Genomic DNA, 19000 nt, shown 5'->3' with positions numbered 1-19000 from the left:
CATTGATATTCCTAAATTTGCAACCTTGGCCCCGTAGTTCAATGGATAGAATAGTAGTTTCCTAAACTGTAGATCTAGGTTCGATTCCTAGCGGGGCTACTTTTTAAAAGGTCTTCCATTTGTATTGATTTTTTAATCAAAGACTACAACCATAACACCTCCGTCAGAAGGAATTGGTTTTAGTGTTAAAGTGTTTTGGTTAAACTTTATTCTTATTAATTCCTTTGGTTTACTATTTAAAAAAACATCAACGCCATTTAAAAAAGGAAACATTTGAAAAGCAGCAAGAGGTTGCCCATTAGTTTTTCCATCTTTATCATCATCGTATAAAAAATGTGCAATAGCTGTTTTCTTTGCTGGAGATAATTGCTCAGAAGAAAGTTCTATACCGTTCACTATTAAAGTGTCTCTTCCATAAATAACAGCTTTATTAGCACTAAAAATTGCAAGTGCAGCTTGTTTTTTATCTTTTGGTATTCCACTCAATAGCATAGCGGCCATTCCTTCTTGTGGAATCGTTCTTAAATACACTAATGAATTTTCCGTTTGAAATGGTTCTCGGTAATAATGAACAGTTCTTTTATTAGGGTTTGTGGGTTTTATTACAAATTCATAAAATGTTTCCTCATCTGCTAAAAAAGGCCCCCAATTACCATTTTCATCTGCTATAAAAGTGAATAGAGGGCTTTTTGAAGTTCTATCGCCAGTTTCAGGATTGATACCAAATATAAATATAGTGGCATTTATTTCAGGTTTATTTTCACCTAATGAGATTACCCTGCCAGAAACATTTTTTGGAAGTATAGAAGTCGGGTACTTAAGTGTTAGGTTAGGATTGAAGAATCGAAACATAGCTTGAAAACTTTCAGTACTTGTAGCAATTTCGTAATGATCTTTATTAGGTATCGCTATATTTTCAATACCAGTTATATCTTCTCCTCCAGTAATTTGATCGTCAGGAGAATACAAGTTAAGCGTTCTAACAGTTAAATCTGTGGTTAGTTTCCCACTTGCTAAATGAATATAATTTTCTACTTTTTTTACGTAAGCACTATCTTTTAAATAAGCGCTACAGACTTCACCACCAGCAGAATGTCCTACTAAATTTACTTTTTCTGCACCTGTTTTAGCAATGACATCGTCAACAATGCTATCTAACAGTTTAGAAGTATTTATTTGTCCAAACATTAAAGAATTCCAATCCATAACGTTTAAGTATTCTGATGGGTATTCTTGCCCTCTAAATAACTGAACAGGTTTAGCCCAACTGTCTCCACTTCCTAACATGCCATGCACAAATATAATGGGCGTATAATTTTGTTGTGCAGAAGAAGAAACACAAACAACGATAAGTAAAAGAGTTAATATTTTTTTCATGGTAATGAATAATTTGGTTATCAAATTTAAGCTATTTTAATTTTCCTAACACAGTTTAATTATTATGGTTATTTTATTGAATTAGCTGTTGCTAAATAGTCTTAATTAGCTAATTTTCCAAAAAATTGAACTATGGGATTGACGAATAATGATGTGCTAAAGAAAATTAGAGTTGCTTTAAAATTACGTGACGATGATATTGTTGAAATTTTAAAGTTGGTTGATTTTAATATCTCTAAAAGTGAATTAAATGCTTTTTTCAGGAAAGAAGACCATCCTAAATACATGGAACTGCAAGACCAAATATTAAGGAATTTTTTAAATGGATTAATCATTCATAAAAGAGGGCCTATGGAGCGAAAGCCCCAACCTCCCAAAAAAGAAAAGAAAGATTAAACGATAGTAATTCTCACTTTTTTCTTTTTTATTCTAGTATTATCAAATTGATTAACAATATGACTTGCTTTTGTGGCTTCTATAGCTACAAAGGAACAGTCTTGTTTAATCTCTATAATACCTAGCTCATCTTTAGTTAAGTTGCCTTGTTTCATAAAAATTCCAGCAATATCACCTTTAGAAATTTTATCTTTTCTTCCTCCAGAAATAAAAATTGTTTCCCAGTTAGATTTAAGTTGAGCTTTTTTAGGTGTTAACTCTTCAATTTCAGTAGAAACAATAAAATCTCTTAAACTTTCATCTTTCCATTTTAAAACATAGGCGGTTCCATCAGCATTCATACGGGCGGTTCGTCCATTTCTGTGAGTAAACTCTTCATTTCTAGGAGGTAATTCGTAATGGATGATAAATTTTATTTCAGGAACATCAATTCCTCGTGCAGCCAAATCTGTAGCAATTAAAAGTTGATGGGTACCATTTCTAAATTTTATAAGTGCTCTTTCTCTGTCTTTTTGTTCTAATCCACCATAAAAGCATCCATGACTGATGAAGTTGTCAGTTAAATAATCACTTACATCTTGTATAGTGTCTTTAAAATTGCAAAAAATAATACCAGGCTGACTTCCTAAATTATTTAACAACTCAACCAAGGTTTTTCTTTTATCTTTTGTAGGAGAAATAACCGTTTTTACTACTAATTGAGAATCTCCTTCTTCTAAAAAATCAATAATAATTGGATCTTGTAATCCAACAAATTTTGGAACTTCAATTTTTTGAGTTGCTGAGGTTAAAATTTTCTTTTCTACATCAGGTAATAAAGCTATAATTTCTTTCATTTCGTTTTCAAAACCAACTTCAAGTGATTTGTCAAACTCATCAAGTACTAATGTTTTAATGTTTTCGGTAAAAAAAGTTTCTTTTCTTAAATGATCAGCTATTCTTCCGGGAGTTCCAACTAATATTGAAGGTAAATGTTTCAGTTCAAGTTTATCTTTAGAGAAAGCACGGCCACCATAAACAGCATTCGATTTAATGCCAGCCCCCATACTTCTAATTACTTGATCTATTTGTAGCGCTAATTCTCTTGAAGGAACAATAATTAAAGCTTGAATTTCAGGTAAGTTTAAATTAAGACTAGATATTAAGGGAAGTAAAAAAGCTAAGGTTTTACCCGTACCTGTTGGAGAAAGTAAAACAGTATTTAAGTTAGTTGAAATTGAGTTGAAAGCTTGATTTTGCATCTTGTTCAAACTTTTTATGTTCAATTTTTCAAGAATAGCTTTTTGATTTATAGTTGTAGTTGACATGTTGACAAAATTACATTTAATCTCATCAAGAATTAGTGTATAGTTAAAATGTTAAAAATGATGGGCGGCATTACAATACAAGTTCAAATAATTAGTTTTGCATTCAATATTTAATCATAACATGAAGAAAACTTTTCAGCTTTTAGTATTTCTCTTTTTTAGTGCAACATTATTTAGCCAAGAAAAATTTACATTGAGTGGCACTATTAAGAATGATAGTAATGGAGAAGATTTAATTGGTGTAACCATTTTTGTAAAAGAATTGCCAGGAGTTGGAACGGTAACTAATCTTTATGGATTCTATTCAATTACTTTGCCTAAGGGAGAGTATACATTTCAATACAGCTATGTTGGCTATAAAACAATTGAATTTAAAGCTAATTTAAATCAAAATATAAAAAACAATATTGAATTATCTTCTGGCTCAACCGATTTAGAAATAGTTGAAATAAGTGCAGAAAGAGAAGATGAGAACATTCGTTCGAACGAAATGAGTGTTACTAAAATTGATATGAAAGAAATTGAAAGCATTCCTGTATTGTTTGGTGAGCGAGATATTTTAAAAACAATTCAATTATTGCCAGGAGTAAAATCTGGAGGAGAAGGAAATGCTGGATTTTTTGTAAGAGGAGGTAGTTCTGACCAAAATTTAATATTACTTGATGGAGCACCTGTTTATAATGCTTCCCATTTATTAGGGTTTTTCTCAGTTTTTAATTCAGATGCAATAAAAGATTTGAAATTATATAAAGGAGGTATGCCAGCAGAATATGGCGGTAGATTATCTTCTGTTATGGATATTAAAATGAAAGAAGGAAATTCTAAAGAGCTATCTGCATCTGGAGGAATTGGTTTAATTGCTTCAAAGCTTACAATTGAAGCTCCTTTTGTAAAAAACAAGGGTTCTTTTATCATTAGTGGCCGGAGAACTTATGCTGATTTATTTTTAAAGTTATCGAGTGATGAAGATCGAAGGAATACTTCGCTTTACTTCTATGATTTAAACATGAAAGCAAATTATCAGTTTAGTGACAAGGACAGGTTATTTATTTCAGGATATTTTGGAAGAGATAATTTAGGTTTTGCTGACCGTTTTGCTTTTAAATGGGGGAATTCAACAGGAACAATACGTTGGAATCATTTATATAATGACAAATTATTTAGCAATACTTCATTAATTTTTTCAAATTACAATTACTTAATAGATATAAAAGCTGCGGGGTTTAAAATAAACTCTAAAATACAGGACATTACTCTAAAACAAGATTTGGATTTCTTTTGGAATGAAAAAAACAAATTAAACTTTGGAGGAAGTATTATTCATCATGCGTTTGACCCTGGAGAAATTTCTTCTAGTGGTGAGGCAATAGGGAATACCAAAATAGAAAATCGTTATTCATTAGAGTCTGGTTTATATATAAGTAATGAGCATAAATTTAACGAACTGTGGTCTGCAACTTATGGCTTAAGATATTCTAACTTCACACAAATAGGTCCGGGAGAAATATATAGTTATGATGAAAAAGGAAATGTTGCTGATACAAGTAACTTCAATAATTATGAAGCGGTAAAAAGTTATAATGGATTAGAGCCAAGGTTGAGTATTAATTACATTTTAAATGAAACTAGTTCTATTAAAACATCCTATAATAGGAATTATCAATATTTACATTTATTGTCTAATTCTTCTGGAAGTAATCCAACAGATGCATGGTTACCGAGTAGTAACAATATAAAACCACAAATAGCAGATCAAGTTGCTCTAGGATACTTTAAAAATTTTAAAGACAATACCTATGAATTCTCAGTTGAAACGTATTATAAAGCATTGCAAAACACAATTGATTATAGGACTGGAGCAGAGATTACACTTAATGCCACTGTGGAAGGAGAATTATTATATGGAAAAGGGCGAGCTTATGGATTGGAATTTTATTTAAAAAGACGAAAAGGTAAGTTTACAGGATGGTTAAGTTATACACTAGCTAGAACTGAGGTGACTTTTGATGAAATTAATGATGGAGATTGGTATCCTGCTAAACAAGATAGAACACATGACCTTTCTTTAGTAGCAATGTATAAACTTAGTGAGCGTGTTTCTTTATCTTCAACTTTTGTTTATTATACCGGTAATGCAGTTACTTTTCCAACAGGTAAATATGTTGTAGATAATCAAACAATAAACTTGTATTCAGAACGAAATGGATCAAGAATGCCAGCCTATCACCGAATGGATGTAGGTGTAGTATGGGATGGAAAAAATTATCGAGAGATATTAAATCCTGATACAGGAGAAAAAGAGAAAGTAAAAAAGAAGTTTCAATCGAGCTGGAATTTTTCTATTTACAATCTTTATGCTAGAGAGAACGCTTACTCATATACGTTTAGAGAAAGTGAAGATGATCCAACAAAAACAGAAACAGTTCAGCTATCATTATTTAAGATAATTCCTTCGGTTTCTTATAACTTTAAATTTTAAGGTATGAATAAGATGATAAAATATATACAGGTAAGTTTTTTATTAGCTTTAACTATAACTTTTTTCTCATGTGAAAAAGTAGTGGAACTTGATTTAGATGATGCTCAACAAATGATTGTTGTTGAAGGTATCGTTCACGATAGTTTAGGAGATAATTTTGTTCTTTTATCTAAATCTAAATCTTTCAATGATAATCAAGGTCAGTTTGAAAAAATATCAGGTGCTTCAGTAATAATTTCAGATAATGCTGGAAATAATTTTACTTTATCAGAAGTTGAGCCAGGTCGTTATCAAAACACATTGTTAGAAGGAGTCTCAGGTAGAAAATATTTTTTAAATGTAACGGTTGATGGTAAAATCTTCACATCAGAATCTATTCTGTCAACTAAAATAGAATTAGACTCGTTGTCTTATGAAGAGGTGAATAATCCTTTTGGTGGTGATGAAGGAGACATTTTACAATATAGAGTCTTTACTCATTTTAGAGACCCTGAGAATATTGAAAATTTTTATCGATTAAAAGTGTTTAATGGAGAAAAACAAGAGAAAGGATTTTTGTCTTTAGATAATAATTTTATTGATGGAGATGATGTTGACTTTCCTATTTTTATCTCAGAATTTGAAGAAGGAGATACCGCAACAGTCCAACTTTTATCTGTTGATGAAATTAACTATAGATACTTTAATGCTATAGAATCCTCTCAAAATGGAGAAGTACCTGGAAATCCAGAATCTAATGTCGTGGGTGAAAATGTAGTTGGATATTTTGGTGCGTATGCAAAAAGCCAAAAATCAATTATAATCACCCCTTTATAATTACTTCACTTATTAATAAACTAATGTTAATTAGTTGTTAGTTAATTTTTGTTTCTACAAAATCCTTTTTATATATTCGAACTTGCTATTAAATAACAAGTTATGGTGTATAAGATTAAATTACTTTTTTGGATTTTATTTTTAGTTCAATTTAGCTTTGCTCAAGATCTTTCTCTTGAAAATAAGATTTTAAAATCAGAAGCAGGAATATACCATATTACTACAAAAGTAAGTGGAAAGGGGAGTGGAGGAATTTTAAGATTAAAATTTACGATACCTGATGAATACACCTTTAAGCTTTTTAACGAACCAGCTTTATTAATTGATAAAAGAGGTAATGAGGTTAAGTTTTATGCCCAGTTCGATGGGGAAATAGATGTTGACATTAATTATCAATTAACTAAAAGCAATAATGATGTTGGCGAAGCTATTCTTCCAGTCTTTTTAGAATATACAGTAAACGAAGAAATGAAAAAAGTAAATAAAGAAATTGTACTTTCAAATCACACGTTTGTTGAAGAGTCTGTAATTGATAGTGTAAGTACACATTTAGAAGAGGCATCTATAATAGAACAAGATGTTAAAGAAGAAATAACTACCGCTGCTATAGAAGACTTAAATCAACCAGAAATTATTAAAGAAGAAAATAAGAAGGAAGAAGAAACATTGGCTATGCCTCAAGGTTATAATTCGTCAACTAATATGGGGTTAGATGAAAATACTAAAACCTATTCTGTCCAAATTTTATCATTACAATTTTTTAATGAAGCTCGATTTAAAGAGTTTTTAGCTGAATATAAACTTAATTCTAACGACACTTACAAAAAAGAGATTAATGGTGTTATAAAAATATACATTGGTAAGTTTAAAAGCTACGATGAAGCAAAGGCTGTTAAGCAAAAATTGATTGAAGAAAATAACTTAACTGATTCGTTTGTTGTTAGCTATTAAAACCATTTTCTTTTTTTAAAGAAAATCAACATCACAACCACTACTCCAAGCATTAGAAAAAGTGCAATCGGATAACCCCATCTATGGTTAAGTTCAGGCATGAATTTAAAGTTCATACCATATATTCCTGCTATAAAAGTTATAGGAATAAAAATTGTAGAGATGATAGTTAATACTTTCATAATCTCATTCATTTTATTGCTTACACTGGTCATATATAAGTCCATTAATCCCGATGTTAAATCTCGATAAGTTTCAATGGTTTCAATAATATGAATACTATGGTCATAAACATCCGTAAAGTAACGCTGAGTATCTTCAGAAATTAATCCAGTAGAGTTCTCTTTAGTCATTTTAGCAATCGCTTCCCGCAAAGGATAAACAGACTTTCTTAAAAAAATAAGTTCTCTTCTTAAGTCTTGAGCCATCTTATAATGTTGCGAATTTGCATTCAGATAAATAGAATCTTCTAGATGTTCTATTTTATCACCTAAATCTTCAATCATTTTGTAATAACTATCTACAATTGAATCGATAATACGATAAAAGAGGTAATCGATATTGTTTTTACGAAGCTTTGAATTTTCATCTGCTAGTTTCTCTCTTATTGTATCTAAAACATCTCCCTCTTTTTCTTGAAAAGTAATAATGTAATTTTTACCTAGTAGGATACTTACTTGCTCGTAATCATTTTCTTCAGAATCTATTTCTTGCTTTTTAAACATTTTTAAAGTGAAGAAAAGATAACTTTCAGATTCTTCAGCTTTAGGCCGATGTTCTGTATTTAAAACATCTTCTAAAACTAATGGGTGAATATTAAAATGATAGCCTATTTTACTTATAACATCTGTATTATGTAAGCCAACTAAATTTATCCAATTGAAAGAGTCAGGATTTACTTTTTTTAAAATTAACTCAACATTATCAGAATCTATTTTTTCAAATGATTTTGTGTTAAACGATAATAAATTAACTGATTTGTTTTCAGTATATACTTCACCTCTATATACAAGATCTCCAGGAGGTAAGCCTGCTTTTGAAGATGATAATTTATGTTTATGACTCTTTTTTTTCATTTAGGAGTGTTTTGGTATATCGTTTTTATAAACGATGGTTCTATATGGGAAAGGTATTTCAATACCATTTTTATCAAATTCTTCTTTAATTGACTTTAGTAAATCACAACTAAGGGCAAATGCATTATCATTACCTTCACACCAAAGGTATGCTTTTAGCTTAATTGCATATTCTCCGTGTTCTACAACCCTAACTAAAACAATTGGTTCTCCATTATTTATTTCGTTAGATGTTCTGTAATCAATCAATAAAGGGTGTTTCTCAGCTTCTTTCTGGATAATTTCTATTGCTTTGTCAATGTTTGAATCATAACTAATTCCAAATTCAAGGTGTTTCCTAATCTTCTCGTCTGTTATGTCACTATTTATAATTGTGTCTTCACTTATTGTACTGTTTGGAATTACAATCCTTCTATTTTCATAATCTTGAATAACGGTATGTCTTAATGTGATTTCTTCAACCACTCCTTTATATGTTGAAAAATTAATAGTATCACCAACTCTAAATGGTTTAAATATTAAAATAAATATTCCGCTAACAATATTTGAAATGGCTTTTTGGGAAGCAAATCCTATAGCTGCAGCTGTTACACCAGCACCTGCAAAAAGTGCATTGCCTAACGAATTAAAGAATGGAATTTTTATAAAGATAAATATTACAGCTATTGAGAAAATAATAAAACTTAAAGAGTTTTTTAAAAACGAATAGTTTGTCGGGTCAACCTTAATTCGCTCAGAGTACTTTGTAATAATTGCTTGAGCAATTTTTCTAAGTATTAATGAAATTAAAAATGCAATTACAATAGTGGTAACAACCAATAAAATATGATCTAAGTATTTGAAATTTAGACTTGAAAAAAATGTTTTTATAGTATTCATTAAAGTATAATTTATATTAAAAGTAACCTCAATTATCAGTGTATATAAAATAATAAAAAGTTTTTATAAACTAAAGTTTGTTTATTTAAAAAATGGGGAATAAAATGAGGTCAAAAAAAATAAAAAATATTTTTTTTAAAATGATTTTTATTTTGATTTAAAATTTATATTTGACCCTTTAAAACTCAACAATAGATGAAAAAAAAGGTCATAAAGTATTCTAAGGTTTCTCCAGCGATGAGAAAATTAATTAGACAAACTTTAGAAGATGAAGATGTTAAATTCTTCTCTTTTCCATATCAAGGAAGTATGGAAGAAGGATTTTTAATGGAAGGTGAAGAAGATGGTGAACCAGTTAATTTTTTGGTAATAGTTGATGATGAAAAAAAATCAACTTACAAACCTGTTGAAGACGATGAAGACGATGAAGATGACGATGATTTTGAAGATGCAATTGATGAGGTAGATGATGTTGAGGATGAAGATGCTGTGTCTGATGATGATGACGATGAAGATTATGATGTTGCTGATGACGATGAAGATGACGACGATGATAAATAAGCATGTTTAGAAAATGTACTAATAAAAAAAGCCTCGATATTTCGAGGCTTTTTTTATTAGTTTAAAAACTGTTTTAAATCAAATTTTGCTTTTAAGAGTTTTTCGAGTTCACTTATCGCAATTCGTTCTTGTTTCATGGTATCTCTATCTCTTATTGTAACCGTGTTGTCTTCTAATGTTTGGTGGTCAACAGTTACACAATAAGGTGTTCCAATAGCATCCTGTCTTCTGTAACGTTTCCCCATAGAGTCTTTTTCATCGTATTGACAGTAATAATCAAATTTTAAGCTGTCTAAAATTTCACGAGCTTTTTCAGGTAATCCATCTTTTTTAGTTAATGGCATTACTGCTAATTTAACTGGAGCTAAAACGGCTGGTAATTTTAATACTACACGTTCAGATCCATCTTCTAATTTTTCTTCGCAATAAGCATAAGATAATGTAGCTAAAAACATTCTATCTAAACCAATAGAAGTTTCTACAACATAAGGAACGTAGCTTTCGTTTAGCTCTGGGTCAAAATATTGTAATTTTTTACCAGAGTGTTTTTCGTGTTGTTTTAAATCAAAATCTGTTCTTGAGTGAATTCCTTCTAGTTCTTTAAACCCCATAGGAAAGTTAAACTCAATGTCGCAAGCTGCGTTTGCATAATGCGCTAATTTAATATGATCATGAAAACGATAATAATCATCGGTCATTCCTAACGATTTATGCCATTTAATTCTTTGTTCTTTCCAGTATTCATACCACTTCATCTCTTCTCCCGGGCGAACAAAAAATTGCATTTCCATTTGTTCAAATTCTCGCATACGGAAAATAAACTGACGAGCAACGATTTCATTTCTAAATGCTTTCCCTATTTGGGCAATCCCAAAAGGAATTTTCATTCTACCTGTTTTTTGAACATTTAGATAGTTTACAAAAATACCTTGAGCAGTTTCAGGTCTTAAATAAATTTTGTTGGCTGAATCAGCAACAGAACCTATCTCTGTACTAAACATTAAATTAAATTGTTTTACGTCTGTCCATTCTTTAGAACCACTAATAGGACAAGCAATTCCCAATTCTTCTATTAATGATTTAACAGCTGCTAAATCATCATTATTCATTGCATTCTTAAACTTGTCATTTATGTCATCAATCTTCGCTTGATTTCTTAAAACATTTGGATTGGTAGCTAAAAATTGTTCTTTGTCAAAAGCATCGCCAAACTTGTTAATCCCTTTATCAACGTCTTTTTGAATTTTCAAGCGAATTTTTTCTACATGCTCTTCAATTAAAACATCAGCACGGTATCTTTTTTTAGAATCTTTATTGTCAATTAAAGGATCGTTAAAAGCATCAACATGACCAGAAGCTTTCCAAGTTTCTGGATGCATAAAAATAGCTGCATCAATACCTACAATGTTTTCGTGCATTTGCACCATTGCTTTCCACCAGTAGCTTTTTATATTGTTTTTTAACTCACTTCCAAGTTGCCCATAATCATAAACAGCACTTAGGCCATCATAAATATCACTTGATTGAAATACAAATCCATACTCTTTTGAGTGAGATATGATTTGTTTTAAATTATCTTCATTTGTTGCCATGGCGCAAAAGTAATTTTTTTGAATGATATGCTAGATAGTATTGTTATTAAAATATTTACCTTTAATGCAAAGATCAATTATGATGGAAAAGATTAATGCATGGATTAATAATCCAATTACTCAACGTTTAATTTTTATAGGAATAGGCGTGCTAATTATTTTAATTGCAGCGCAACTTGTAAAAAAAGGCTTAAATAACACAGTAAAGAGTAATGATAACAAATACAAGGCTCGAAAAGCGGTTGGATTAATAAGTTATATTTTTATTATTGCCTTAGTTCTGTTTGTATATAGTGATAAGCTAGGTAATGTTGGAGTCGCATTAGGTGTTGCAGGAGCTGGAGTTGCATTTGCTTTACAAGAATTAATAATAACCTTAGCAGGATGGTTGAACATTGTTGTTTCGGGTAATGTATTAGTAGGTCAGCGTGTAAAAATAGGTGAAATTAAAGGTGATATTATTGATATAAGCATAATGCGAACAACGATTATGGAAGTAGGAGAGTGGGTAGATGGCGATTTATATAACGGGTGTATAGTTTCAGTTGCAAATAGTTTTGTGTTCAAAGAAAATGTACATAATTATTCAGCTGAGTATCCATTTTTATGGGATGAATTAACTATTCCGATTCGTACTGAAAGTGATTATAAAAAAGCTAAAGAACTGTTTACAAATGTATTAATTTCTATATGTGGAGATTATGCGACGAAAAGTCAGTCACAGTGGAAAGAGTTATCAAATAAATTTAAAGTTGAAGAGGCACAAGTTCAGCCAATGGTTACTCTAAAATTTGATGAAAGCTGGATTACTTTTACCTTAAGATATATTGTAGATTACAAAAAAAGGAGAGGGACTAAAGATTTAATTTACACAACACTACTTGACGAAATTGCTAAATATGATGATATTATTATGATTGCTTCTGCAGCAATTGAGGTAACAAACATTAAGGTTGACAAACAGAATTAAACATTGATTTCTATCAGTTTTAATTACACAGAGTTTAATTATTTTTATAAAATAAACGATAACAAAATGGCAAGATTAATTTTTAGAAATATTTTTTTAGTATCATTTTTTTTAATGCTATCAACTTCATTAATCGGATCTAATGAACATGAGGTGGCTGCAAAAGATCAAAATACGGAAGTTTCAGACCATCATGTGACAAACAATGAAGCAACTCATGAAGAGCATCATACAGATACTTCTCCTTTATTTTTTATCATTATTGCTGTTATTATAGGCGCATTAACTCGATTTTTTTTTCAAAATAGCCCATTACCTTTTACAGTAGTTTTACTGCTGATTGGATTGCTATTAGGTGTGCTTGGGAGGTTTGATTACTTAAGTGTTTTTGATATTAATGGAATGACTTTTGATTTTTCATTTATGGATAGATCAATACAATGGGCTGCTAATATCGATCCTCATTTATTGTTGTATGTTTTTTTACCGATATTAATTTTTGAAGCAGCTTTTGCAATGGATGTTCACGTTTTTAAGAAAACATTTGTGAATTCAACAATAATGGCAGTTCCTGGAATTATTGTAGCAATTGTTTTAACTGCTTTTTTTGTTGTTGGCATTTATTATTTTGGATTTGGATTAGGCAAATGGAATTGGACCATAGCATTACTTTTTGGTTCTGTTGTTAGTGCAACCGATCCAGTTGCTGTTGTTTCTATCCTTAAAGAACTTGGGGCAAGTAAAAAGTTAGGAACGTTAATAGAAGGAGAGTCATTATTAAATGATGGTACAGCTATCGTAATTTTCATGGTAATTTTTGTTGGATTATCTGGAACAGTAGATTCTGATACCTCTCCAATTTTTGAATTTTTTAGAGTCGCTTTTGGTGGTGTTGCTATAGGCTGTTTAATAGGGTGGTTAATAATAAAATGGATTAAAAAGGTCTTCAACGATATGTTAGTTGAAATTACTGCAATTATTGCAGCAGCATATCTTACTTTTTTTATTGCTGAATATTTCTTTCACGTTTCAGGAGTCTTAGCATTAGTAGCTTTCGGCTTAGTAATGGCAAGTTATGGTAAAACAAAAATTAGTCCTGAGGTTCAACACTTTTTACATGAGTTTTGGGAGCTAGCAGCATTTATTGCAAATACATTAATTTTCTTAATAGTAGGTGTTGTAATTGCTGAACGAACAGTTTTTTCGTTGAATGATTTTATATTACTCTTTGCTATATATATTGGGATTTTTATTGTTAGAGCTATTGTAATAGCTATGTTTTTCCCAGCCATGAAAAAATTTGGATATGGTATAACAAAAAAAGATGCTTATGTAGTTTGGTATGGAGCATTAAGAGGAGCAATAGGATTAGCACTTGCATTAATCGTTGCTGGGTCAGATAGCATTGATAAAGAAATAAGAGATCAATTTTTGTTTTTAACTGCAGGAATAGTAACCTTAACATTATTGATAAATGCAACTACTATGAAAATGGTAGTAGAGAAACTTGGACTAACAAAATTGGCTCCAGCTAAGATTTTAGCAATGCATAATTCTAATGTTTATTTGCAACAAAGCGTAGAAAAAAATATTGAAAACCTTAAAACTGATAGGTATCTAAAAAGAGCAAATTGGAAAACAGTTAGGAATTATATGCCAGATTTTGATGCTATGGACATCCCAGACAACATACAAGAACAAAGTGTATTAGCAGAAACAAGAAGAAGAATTTTAGAAAAAGAGAAAGGTAGTTATTGGCATCAGTTTAAAGATGGGTTACTTGGAGGAGAAGCTTATAATTTATTAACTGGAGATATAAATACGATTTTGGATGAAAAAGGGGAGGTTTCTCTTTCTGATAGGGGAGATATTGAAAATTTACTTAAAACATCAAGCTTTTTGAGTAAAGCTCAAAACTATCCTATAGTTGGAGCATTTGCTAAGCAACTATTTTTTGAGAAATTGATTATTAGTTATGATACAGCAAGAGGTTTTGTCGCTGCTCAAGAAGAAAGCTTAAAGCTTCTAGAAAGTATGATTCGCGCGGCAGATGAAAAGGAAATTGTTCAATTACAAAAAATTGAAGAAGAAATAAATGAGAACAAAATAGAAGGATTAACTTTTTTAAGAAACCTAGGGAAAGAGTATCCTGAAATATACAATGCGATTGCGACAAGAGAGGCTGTTAGGAATATGTTGAATTATGAAAAGCATACTGTAGAGCGACTTTTAAAAAGAGGCCGTGTTGCTAAAGGAGAAGCAGATAAAATGATTGCAAACATAGAAAGTAGAATGAAACAGCTTCGTGATGCACCTCCATCATTTGAATTACCAGATGCTGAAGAATTTATGTCTGAGGTTTCATGGTTAAAAGAGGTTGATCATAAATCGTTTCATAAGATATCTAAGTTATTTAAAAGTAAAATGTTCAATACAAATGATGTATTATTAAAAGAAGATAAGCTACAAGATGGGATGTTTATCTTGGTTAGAGGAACAATAAGAATTACAATTAAAGATAAGTTAATAGATGTTTTAGGGCCCGGAGCAGCTGTTGGAGAAGTCGCTGCTTTAAACAACAACAAACGTGCAGCTACTGTTACTGCAGAAACACCTGTGACAGCAATGTGGATTTCATCTTCTGATTTAAAACATTTGGTAACAGATTACCCTTCTGTAGGAGAAAAAATTTGGGAGATTACAGCAAATAGATATGCTTATTATTTATTGAAGGATATTGAACCTTTTAATAAACTATCTGAAGCTCAATTTAAGAAAGAATTAAGAGATGCTAATCTCGTTTCCTATTCAGTAAATACGAGTAAGGATTTGACGGGTGGTTTTAGTGTGTTAATAAATGGAACAGCTAAGGATAATGAAAAAATAATCTCTGCTCCGGCAATTTTAAGCAATAGTATTTTTGAGTTTGAAGCCGGTTCAAAGGTTTTGTTTATTGTTAGTTGATTATAGAGGAAAAAAATTATCTTAATATTTTTCTTACAAAAGCTACCGTAAAGTAGCTCATTAAGAACAATCCCATCCATCCTTCTACAACAGAAAGAGCTCTGCTAAATCCTGTTGGGTAGTAATCTCCATAACCTATTGTTAAAAAGGTAATAGCACTATGGTAAAAAGATGTTTGTAGGTAATTTAATCCATCAGTAGCTCCAACGGAATTTATAATTGTTCCTAAATTAAAATAAGGAAGCACCATATAAGTTAGACTGAACATGATATAAATTAATATCATGCTAAATAAAACCCTAAGAGGGTTTGTGGCATACAATCCCATTTTATCAAAAACAATCCATCTAAACACGTAATAGGGCAATAAAACGAGTTTTTTACCACCCAATTCCATTGCGTCTTTTACATCAGCTCTTTGTTCAAATCGTTTAAACTGGATATAAGACTCATCTTCATCTTCGTATTGCCCGTTAAGGTGAAAATTTTCTTTTAGGATATTAAATTGTTCTGCTTTCTCTCTTAATGTAGTGTCAGGTTGACTTTTAATTAAATCTTTAACATTATTTTTTCTCCAGTCAATAATAAATTTCCCAAGGTTTCTCATCCCCTGTAAGTAAAAAACTTTGATGGCAACTTTCTCTTTTACTGGTTGAATGTCAATAATATCCCTTAAAATAGTGTCTGATAAATCGATGGTGTCACAAGTATCAACCCTTAAATCTAAGTAAACATCTATTCGAGAACCTTTAAATGATATTTTTTTGATTTTTGACACATTAAAAAGTGCATGCCCAGTACCGAAGGATACGTTTTCAAAAATCAGTTCGCTATTTGAAAAATCAACTTGCTTAAATGAAATGTCATTACTACCAAATCGAGCAAGTTTGAAGTTTATTTTACCAGATTTTAACTCAGATTCATCAAAAGTGACAAATCCATCGCCAAAAGTTGCGCGTCTAAAGTCTAATTTTCCGCTTCCAAACTCAACTCTCCTACAATCAAATGTTTGGTCGCCAAACTTTGTTTTTTGAAAATTAATATCTCCTTCACCAAACTTTGCAAAATGAAATTTTACTTTACTATTATTAAAGTTGATGCTACTGAAATTTACATCTCCATTTTTAAAAGTAGCATTAACAAATGAAACTAATCCACCATAAAAAATACTCTTATAAAAAGATACATTATTGTTGCCAAAATCGGCATATTGAAAGTTTATTTCTCCATTACCAAACTCTACGTTTTTGAAATTTATAGGGCCATCATAAAAAACCGATTTAACAAAAGAAAGATTTCCATGAGAAAAAATGGAGTTACTAAAATTAACACCACCTTTAAATTTTAGTTTTGAGAAATCGCTACCTAAAGTACAGTCAAAAAATGAATTTTGAGCTGAAAAGTTTTCTAATTCTATGAATGAATTTCCATCAGAATTTAATGCCTTATTCAATTCGATTGATGAAAAGTTTTTGACATAACAACTGTCAAGGTTTATTGATTCTCCCTTTTTAATTTTCTGATAAACAGCCTCAACCTCAAGATAACCATAGGTGTTTTTAGCAATTATTTTATTCTCTACGTAAGCCCGAACAATAACTGTTTTACTAAAATTCCAATGTTCATTGGAAAAAGAAGTTTCTATAAATTCAATATTGTATGTTGCAAACCTTGTTTCCATAATTTTATAAAACAAAAGGTAGCATATACTTTAAAATTTATTGTTACTGAGTTACTGGAGTTGCAATTGAAAGATTTTCTATTTCAGCATTTAATTCTGCTAAAACTTCTTTAGTAGCCGCTAACTCTTTTTTTATTGAACTTTTAGCATCAGTAAAATACTCTTTTACATCAGTAAAAAGAGAATCATAATATTCATTACCTTTTTCAAGATTTTGAATAAATAAAACCAATTGCTTTTTTTGTTTTATCGTTAAGTTTGGTTTTGTCTCTTCAATTTTGTTTTTAAGGTAATTGATGTACATGTTAAATTCTTTGATAAACATGTGCGGACGGTAGCTATCGTTTAATACATTTATTCTTCCATAAATATGATCTACCATTTCTTTTAATGTAGATTTCTTTGAGAAGTAAGCCATATTAGGACCAGGACAAATTGAAATACCTTCGCCATCAGACTTTCTAAGTAAATTATTTTCAGTGTAAGCAGTCATCACTAAACCTGCACAAATACAAGATTTTACAGTTATCTTATCGTACTGTTTTTTATATTCTTCTGGATTAACACCCTTAGCATCAAGTTCTGCTATTTTCAATTTTTGATATTGACGCGAAGCTAAACAAATTGGCTTTTCAGTAAATTCAGTATTATAAATTTTAAGAAATTGACTAGGACAAGGGCTTCCTGGTTTTCCTTCTGAAATTTTCTCTTCCTTTAGTATATCTTTTGTATTTCCTTTAACAGAATTAAAAGGAACACCTATTGGAGAAATATCACTTAAATAAAGATCCTCTTCTGTTGCTTCAGATAATATTTTAAACGAATCACCATCTATATTAACTGCTTCTGGAACTAGTAAGAAAGGTGTTCCCCATCCAACAGCGTCCATTTTGTAGTGTTCCATTAAAAACTCATGTTCTTCAGCAGTTCCTACCCCACCTTGTGCAGTAACTAACAACTCTAAAGGTTTTGACAATCTTTTTCTTCCTAAGCCTTCTAAAGCGTCATTTAATATTTCGTGTACTTGTTCAATTAATTCTTCTCTGTGTAACCTAAATTCTTCTAAAATTGGACCCATTAAAAAACCATCGGTAGCAAAAGCATGTCCACCGCAATTTAATCCAGACTCAATTCTATATTCAGTAACCCAAATTCCTTTTTTTGCTAAAAATTTTCCTTGTACTAATGCAGAACGATAATCACTTACTTTCAAGATTACTTTTTTAGCTAACTGTTCATTTTCATCAGGGAAAAAACCATCAAAATTTGAAATATAGCTATACAAACGAGGGCTTAATCCTGCAGATAAAACAACTCCAGCATTTACATCGCTGTTTGCAAAACCTCTTAATGCTGCATGAGCATCATTCATATGTTGAGGTAGTTGCTCTCCTGTTTTTGTAAAGTTGGCTCTATCTAGTTTGGTCATGATGTTTACATCTATAGACCCAGGAGTCATATTTTCTTTAAGCCAGTGTTGTATTTTTTCTATTACAGAAGAATCACTTTCGTTCTTCATTCTATTGTATTCTTTCTTTAAGTCATTAAAATCAGGAAGCATTTCAAAATACTTTGTTAGTTCACTTCCTTTTTCAAATGATGCATTTTTTATTTCTTGAAATTTATTCTTAACCATTTCATTCATTAAGTTAAGATACATTGTAATTCTATTCGCTCTTCCATCAGCATCATCTTTCGGAACCTCAACAAAAGGAATATTTAATTTATTGCAATAATGCGCTCTCATTCTATCAGCAAGTTTATCATCGCCTAAAGAAAGCACAGAGGAAATTCCATAAGGAGCTACCTTAAGAGGGGTGTCTATCGTAAAACCAATTCCCATAACAGGGATGTGAAATGTGTGTTGTTTTTTCATGTTCTTTTCAGTCATATCATTTTTCATTCAGTAAATCCTTTTTTAAGGACGTTGTTTACAAAAAGTAAATGGCAT

The 19000-nt window shown here is 30.6% G+C and carries 14 protein-coding genes and 1 tRNA gene; 8 read left to right on the top strand and 7 right to left on the bottom strand.

Annotation, left to right across the window (positions count from 1 at the left end):
• Positions 1-27: 27 nt before the first annotated feature.
• Positions 28-99: transfer RNA gene (locus FRY74_RS08985), tRNA-Arg, on the top strand.
• 33 nt (positions 100-132) lie between these two features.
• Here FRY74_RS08985 and FRY74_RS08980 read toward each other — a convergent pair.
• Entirely contained in the window at positions 133-1377 is a 1245-nt protein-coding gene (locus FRY74_RS08980) for a hypothetical protein (protein WP_147100690.1), read from the bottom strand.
• 132 nt (positions 1378-1509) lie between these two features.
• Here FRY74_RS08980 and FRY74_RS08975 point away from each other — a divergent pair, with 132 nt between their 5' ends.
• Complete coding sequence (locus FRY74_RS08975; RefSeq protein WP_147100688.1) at positions 1510-1773, top strand: DUF1456 family protein; 264 nt, start codon at positions 1510-1512, stop codon at positions 1771-1773.
• Here the strand turns inward: FRY74_RS08975 and FRY74_RS08970 are convergent.
• On the bottom strand, positions 1770-3080 hold the full coding sequence (locus tag FRY74_RS08970) for a DEAD/DEAH box helicase (RefSeq protein WP_147100686.1): 1311 nt from the start codon (positions 3078-3080) through the stop codon (positions 1770-1772). The genes FRY74_RS08975 and FRY74_RS08970 overlap by 4 nt on opposite strands.
• Before the next feature lie 121 nt (positions 3081-3201).
• Between FRY74_RS08970 and FRY74_RS08965 the strand changes: the two genes are divergently transcribed.
• The 3 genes from FRY74_RS08965 to FRY74_RS08955 all read left to right on the top strand — a co-directional run bounded on the left by FRY74_RS08965 (position 3202) and on the right by FRY74_RS08955 (position 7326).
• Positions 3202-5559 carry a TonB-dependent receptor gene (locus tag FRY74_RS08965; protein ID WP_147100683.1) on the top strand — a complete coding sequence of 786 codons (2358 nt, stop codon included), beginning with the start codon at positions 3202-3204 and terminating at the stop codon, positions 5557-5559.
• A 3-nt stretch (positions 5560-5562) separates the two neighbouring features.
• Positions 5563-6375 carry a DUF4249 domain-containing protein gene (locus tag FRY74_RS08960; RefSeq protein WP_147100680.1) on the top strand — a complete coding sequence of 271 codons (813 nt, stop codon included), beginning with the start codon at positions 5563-5565 and terminating at the stop codon, positions 6373-6375.
• 102 nt (positions 6376-6477) lie between these two features.
• Positions 6478-7326 carry an SPOR domain-containing protein gene (locus FRY74_RS08955; protein ID WP_147100678.1) on the top strand — a complete coding sequence of 283 codons (849 nt, stop codon included), beginning with the start codon at positions 6478-6480 and terminating at the stop codon, positions 7324-7326.
• On the opposite strand, the gene corA is transcribed toward FRY74_RS08955, so the two are convergent.
• Positions 7323-8402 carry a magnesium/cobalt transporter CorA gene (gene corA / locus FRY74_RS08950; protein WP_147100676.1) on the bottom strand — a complete coding sequence of 360 codons (1080 nt, stop codon included), beginning with the start codon at positions 8400-8402 and terminating at the stop codon, positions 7323-7325. The two genes, FRY74_RS08955 and corA, sit on opposite strands and share 4 nt — an antisense overlap.
• Positions 8403-9281, bottom strand: coding sequence for a mechanosensitive ion channel family protein (locus FRY74_RS08945; RefSeq protein WP_147100675.1), 879 nt, complete (start codon positions 9279-9281; stop codon positions 8403-8405).
• Positions 9282-9476: 195 nt separating this feature from the next.
• On the opposite strand from FRY74_RS08945, the gene FRY74_RS12895 reads away from it, so the two are divergent.
• Positions 9477-9842, top strand: a complete 366-nt coding sequence (locus FRY74_RS12895) for a hypothetical protein (protein ID WP_170227994.1) — start codon at positions 9477-9479, stop codon at positions 9840-9842.
• Positions 9843-9898: 56 nt separating this feature from the next.
• On the opposite strand, the gene FRY74_RS08940 is transcribed toward FRY74_RS12895, so the two are convergent.
• On the bottom strand, positions 9899-11434 hold the full coding sequence (locus tag FRY74_RS08940; RefSeq protein ID WP_147100673.1) for a glycine--tRNA ligase: 1536 nt from the start codon (positions 11432-11434) through the stop codon (positions 9899-9901).
• A 64-nt stretch (positions 11435-11498) separates the two neighbouring features.
• Here FRY74_RS08940 and FRY74_RS08935 point away from each other — a divergent pair, with 64 nt between their 5' ends.
• Together FRY74_RS08935 and FRY74_RS08930 are read left to right on the top strand one after the other, a co-directional pair.
• Positions 11499-12404 (top strand): mechanosensitive ion channel domain-containing protein, encoded by a 906-nt coding sequence (locus FRY74_RS08935; RefSeq protein ID WP_147100671.1) that lies wholly within the window; start codon positions 11499-11501, stop codon positions 12402-12404.
• Positions 12405-12470: 66 nt separating this feature from the next.
• Positions 12471-15368 carry a cation:proton antiporter gene (locus tag FRY74_RS08930; protein ID WP_147100669.1) on the top strand — a complete coding sequence of 966 codons (2898 nt, stop codon included), beginning with the start codon at positions 12471-12473 and terminating at the stop codon, positions 15366-15368.
• Positions 15369-15384: 16 nt separating this feature from the next.
• Here FRY74_RS08930 and FRY74_RS08925 read toward each other — a convergent pair whose 3' ends face one another.
• Positions 15385-17049 (bottom strand): potassium channel family protein, encoded by a 1665-nt coding sequence (locus FRY74_RS08925; RefSeq protein ID WP_147100667.1) that lies wholly within the window; start codon positions 17047-17049, stop codon positions 15385-15387.
• A gap of 43 nt (positions 17050-17092) precedes the next feature.
• Positions 17093-18952, bottom strand: coding sequence for a hypothetical protein (locus tag FRY74_RS08920; RefSeq protein ID WP_223265856.1), 1860 nt, complete (start codon positions 18950-18952; stop codon positions 17093-17095).
• Positions 18953-19000: the final 48 nt, after the last annotated feature.

The organism is Vicingus serpentipes (assembly GCF_007993035.1).
In the GTDB taxonomy this organism is placed as follows: Bacteria; Bacteroidota; Bacteroidia; order Flavobacteriales_E; family Vicingaceae; genus Vicingus; species Vicingus serpentipes.
This window is presented reverse-complemented; position numbering and strand designations above follow the sequence as displayed.

Coding starts and splice junctions, on each gene's coding strand:
- FRY74_RS08980 (WP_147100690.1), bottom strand. CDS start 1,377: ATGAAAAAAATATTAACTCTTTTACTTATCGTTGTTTGTGTTTCTTCT.
- FRY74_RS08975 (WP_147100688.1), top strand. CDS start 1,510: ATGGGATTGACGAATAATGATGTGCTAAAGAAAATTAGAGTTGCTTTA.
- FRY74_RS08970 (WP_147100686.1), bottom strand. CDS start 3,080: ATGTCAACTACAACTATAAATCAAAAAGCTATTCTTGAAAAATTGAAC.
- FRY74_RS08965 (WP_147100683.1), top strand. CDS start 3,202: ATGAAGAAAACTTTTCAGCTTTTAGTATTTCTCTTTTTTAGTGCAACA.
- FRY74_RS08960 (WP_147100680.1), top strand. CDS start 5,563: ATGAATAAGATGATAAAATATATACAGGTAAGTTTTTTATTAGCTTTA.
- FRY74_RS08955 (WP_147100678.1), top strand. CDS start 6,478: ATGGTGTATAAGATTAAATTACTTTTTTGGATTTTATTTTTAGTTCAA.
- corA (WP_147100676.1), bottom strand. CDS start 8,402: ATGAAAAAAAAGAGTCATAAACATAAATTATCATCTTCAAAAGCAGGC.
- FRY74_RS08945 (WP_147100675.1), bottom strand. CDS start 9,281: ATGAATACTATAAAAACATTTTTTTCAAGTCTAAATTTCAAATACTTA.
- FRY74_RS12895 (WP_170227994.1), top strand. CDS start 9,477: ATGAAAAAAAAGGTCATAAAGTATTCTAAGGTTTCTCCAGCGATGAGA.
- FRY74_RS08940 (WP_147100673.1), bottom strand. CDS start 11,434: ATGGCAACAAATGAAGATAATTTAAAACAAATCATATCTCACTCAAAA.
- FRY74_RS08935 (WP_147100671.1), top strand. CDS start 11,499: ATGCAAAGATCAATTATGATGGAAAAGATTAATGCATGGATTAATAAT.
- FRY74_RS08930 (WP_147100669.1), top strand. CDS start 12,471: ATGGCAAGATTAATTTTTAGAAATATTTTTTTAGTATCATTTTTTTTA.
- FRY74_RS08925 (WP_147100667.1), bottom strand. CDS start 17,049: ATGGAAACAAGGTTTGCAACATACAATATTGAATTTATAGAAACTTCT.
- FRY74_RS08920 (WP_223265856.1), bottom strand. CDS start 18,952: ATGAAAAATGATATGACTGAAAAGAACATGAAAAAACAACACACATTT.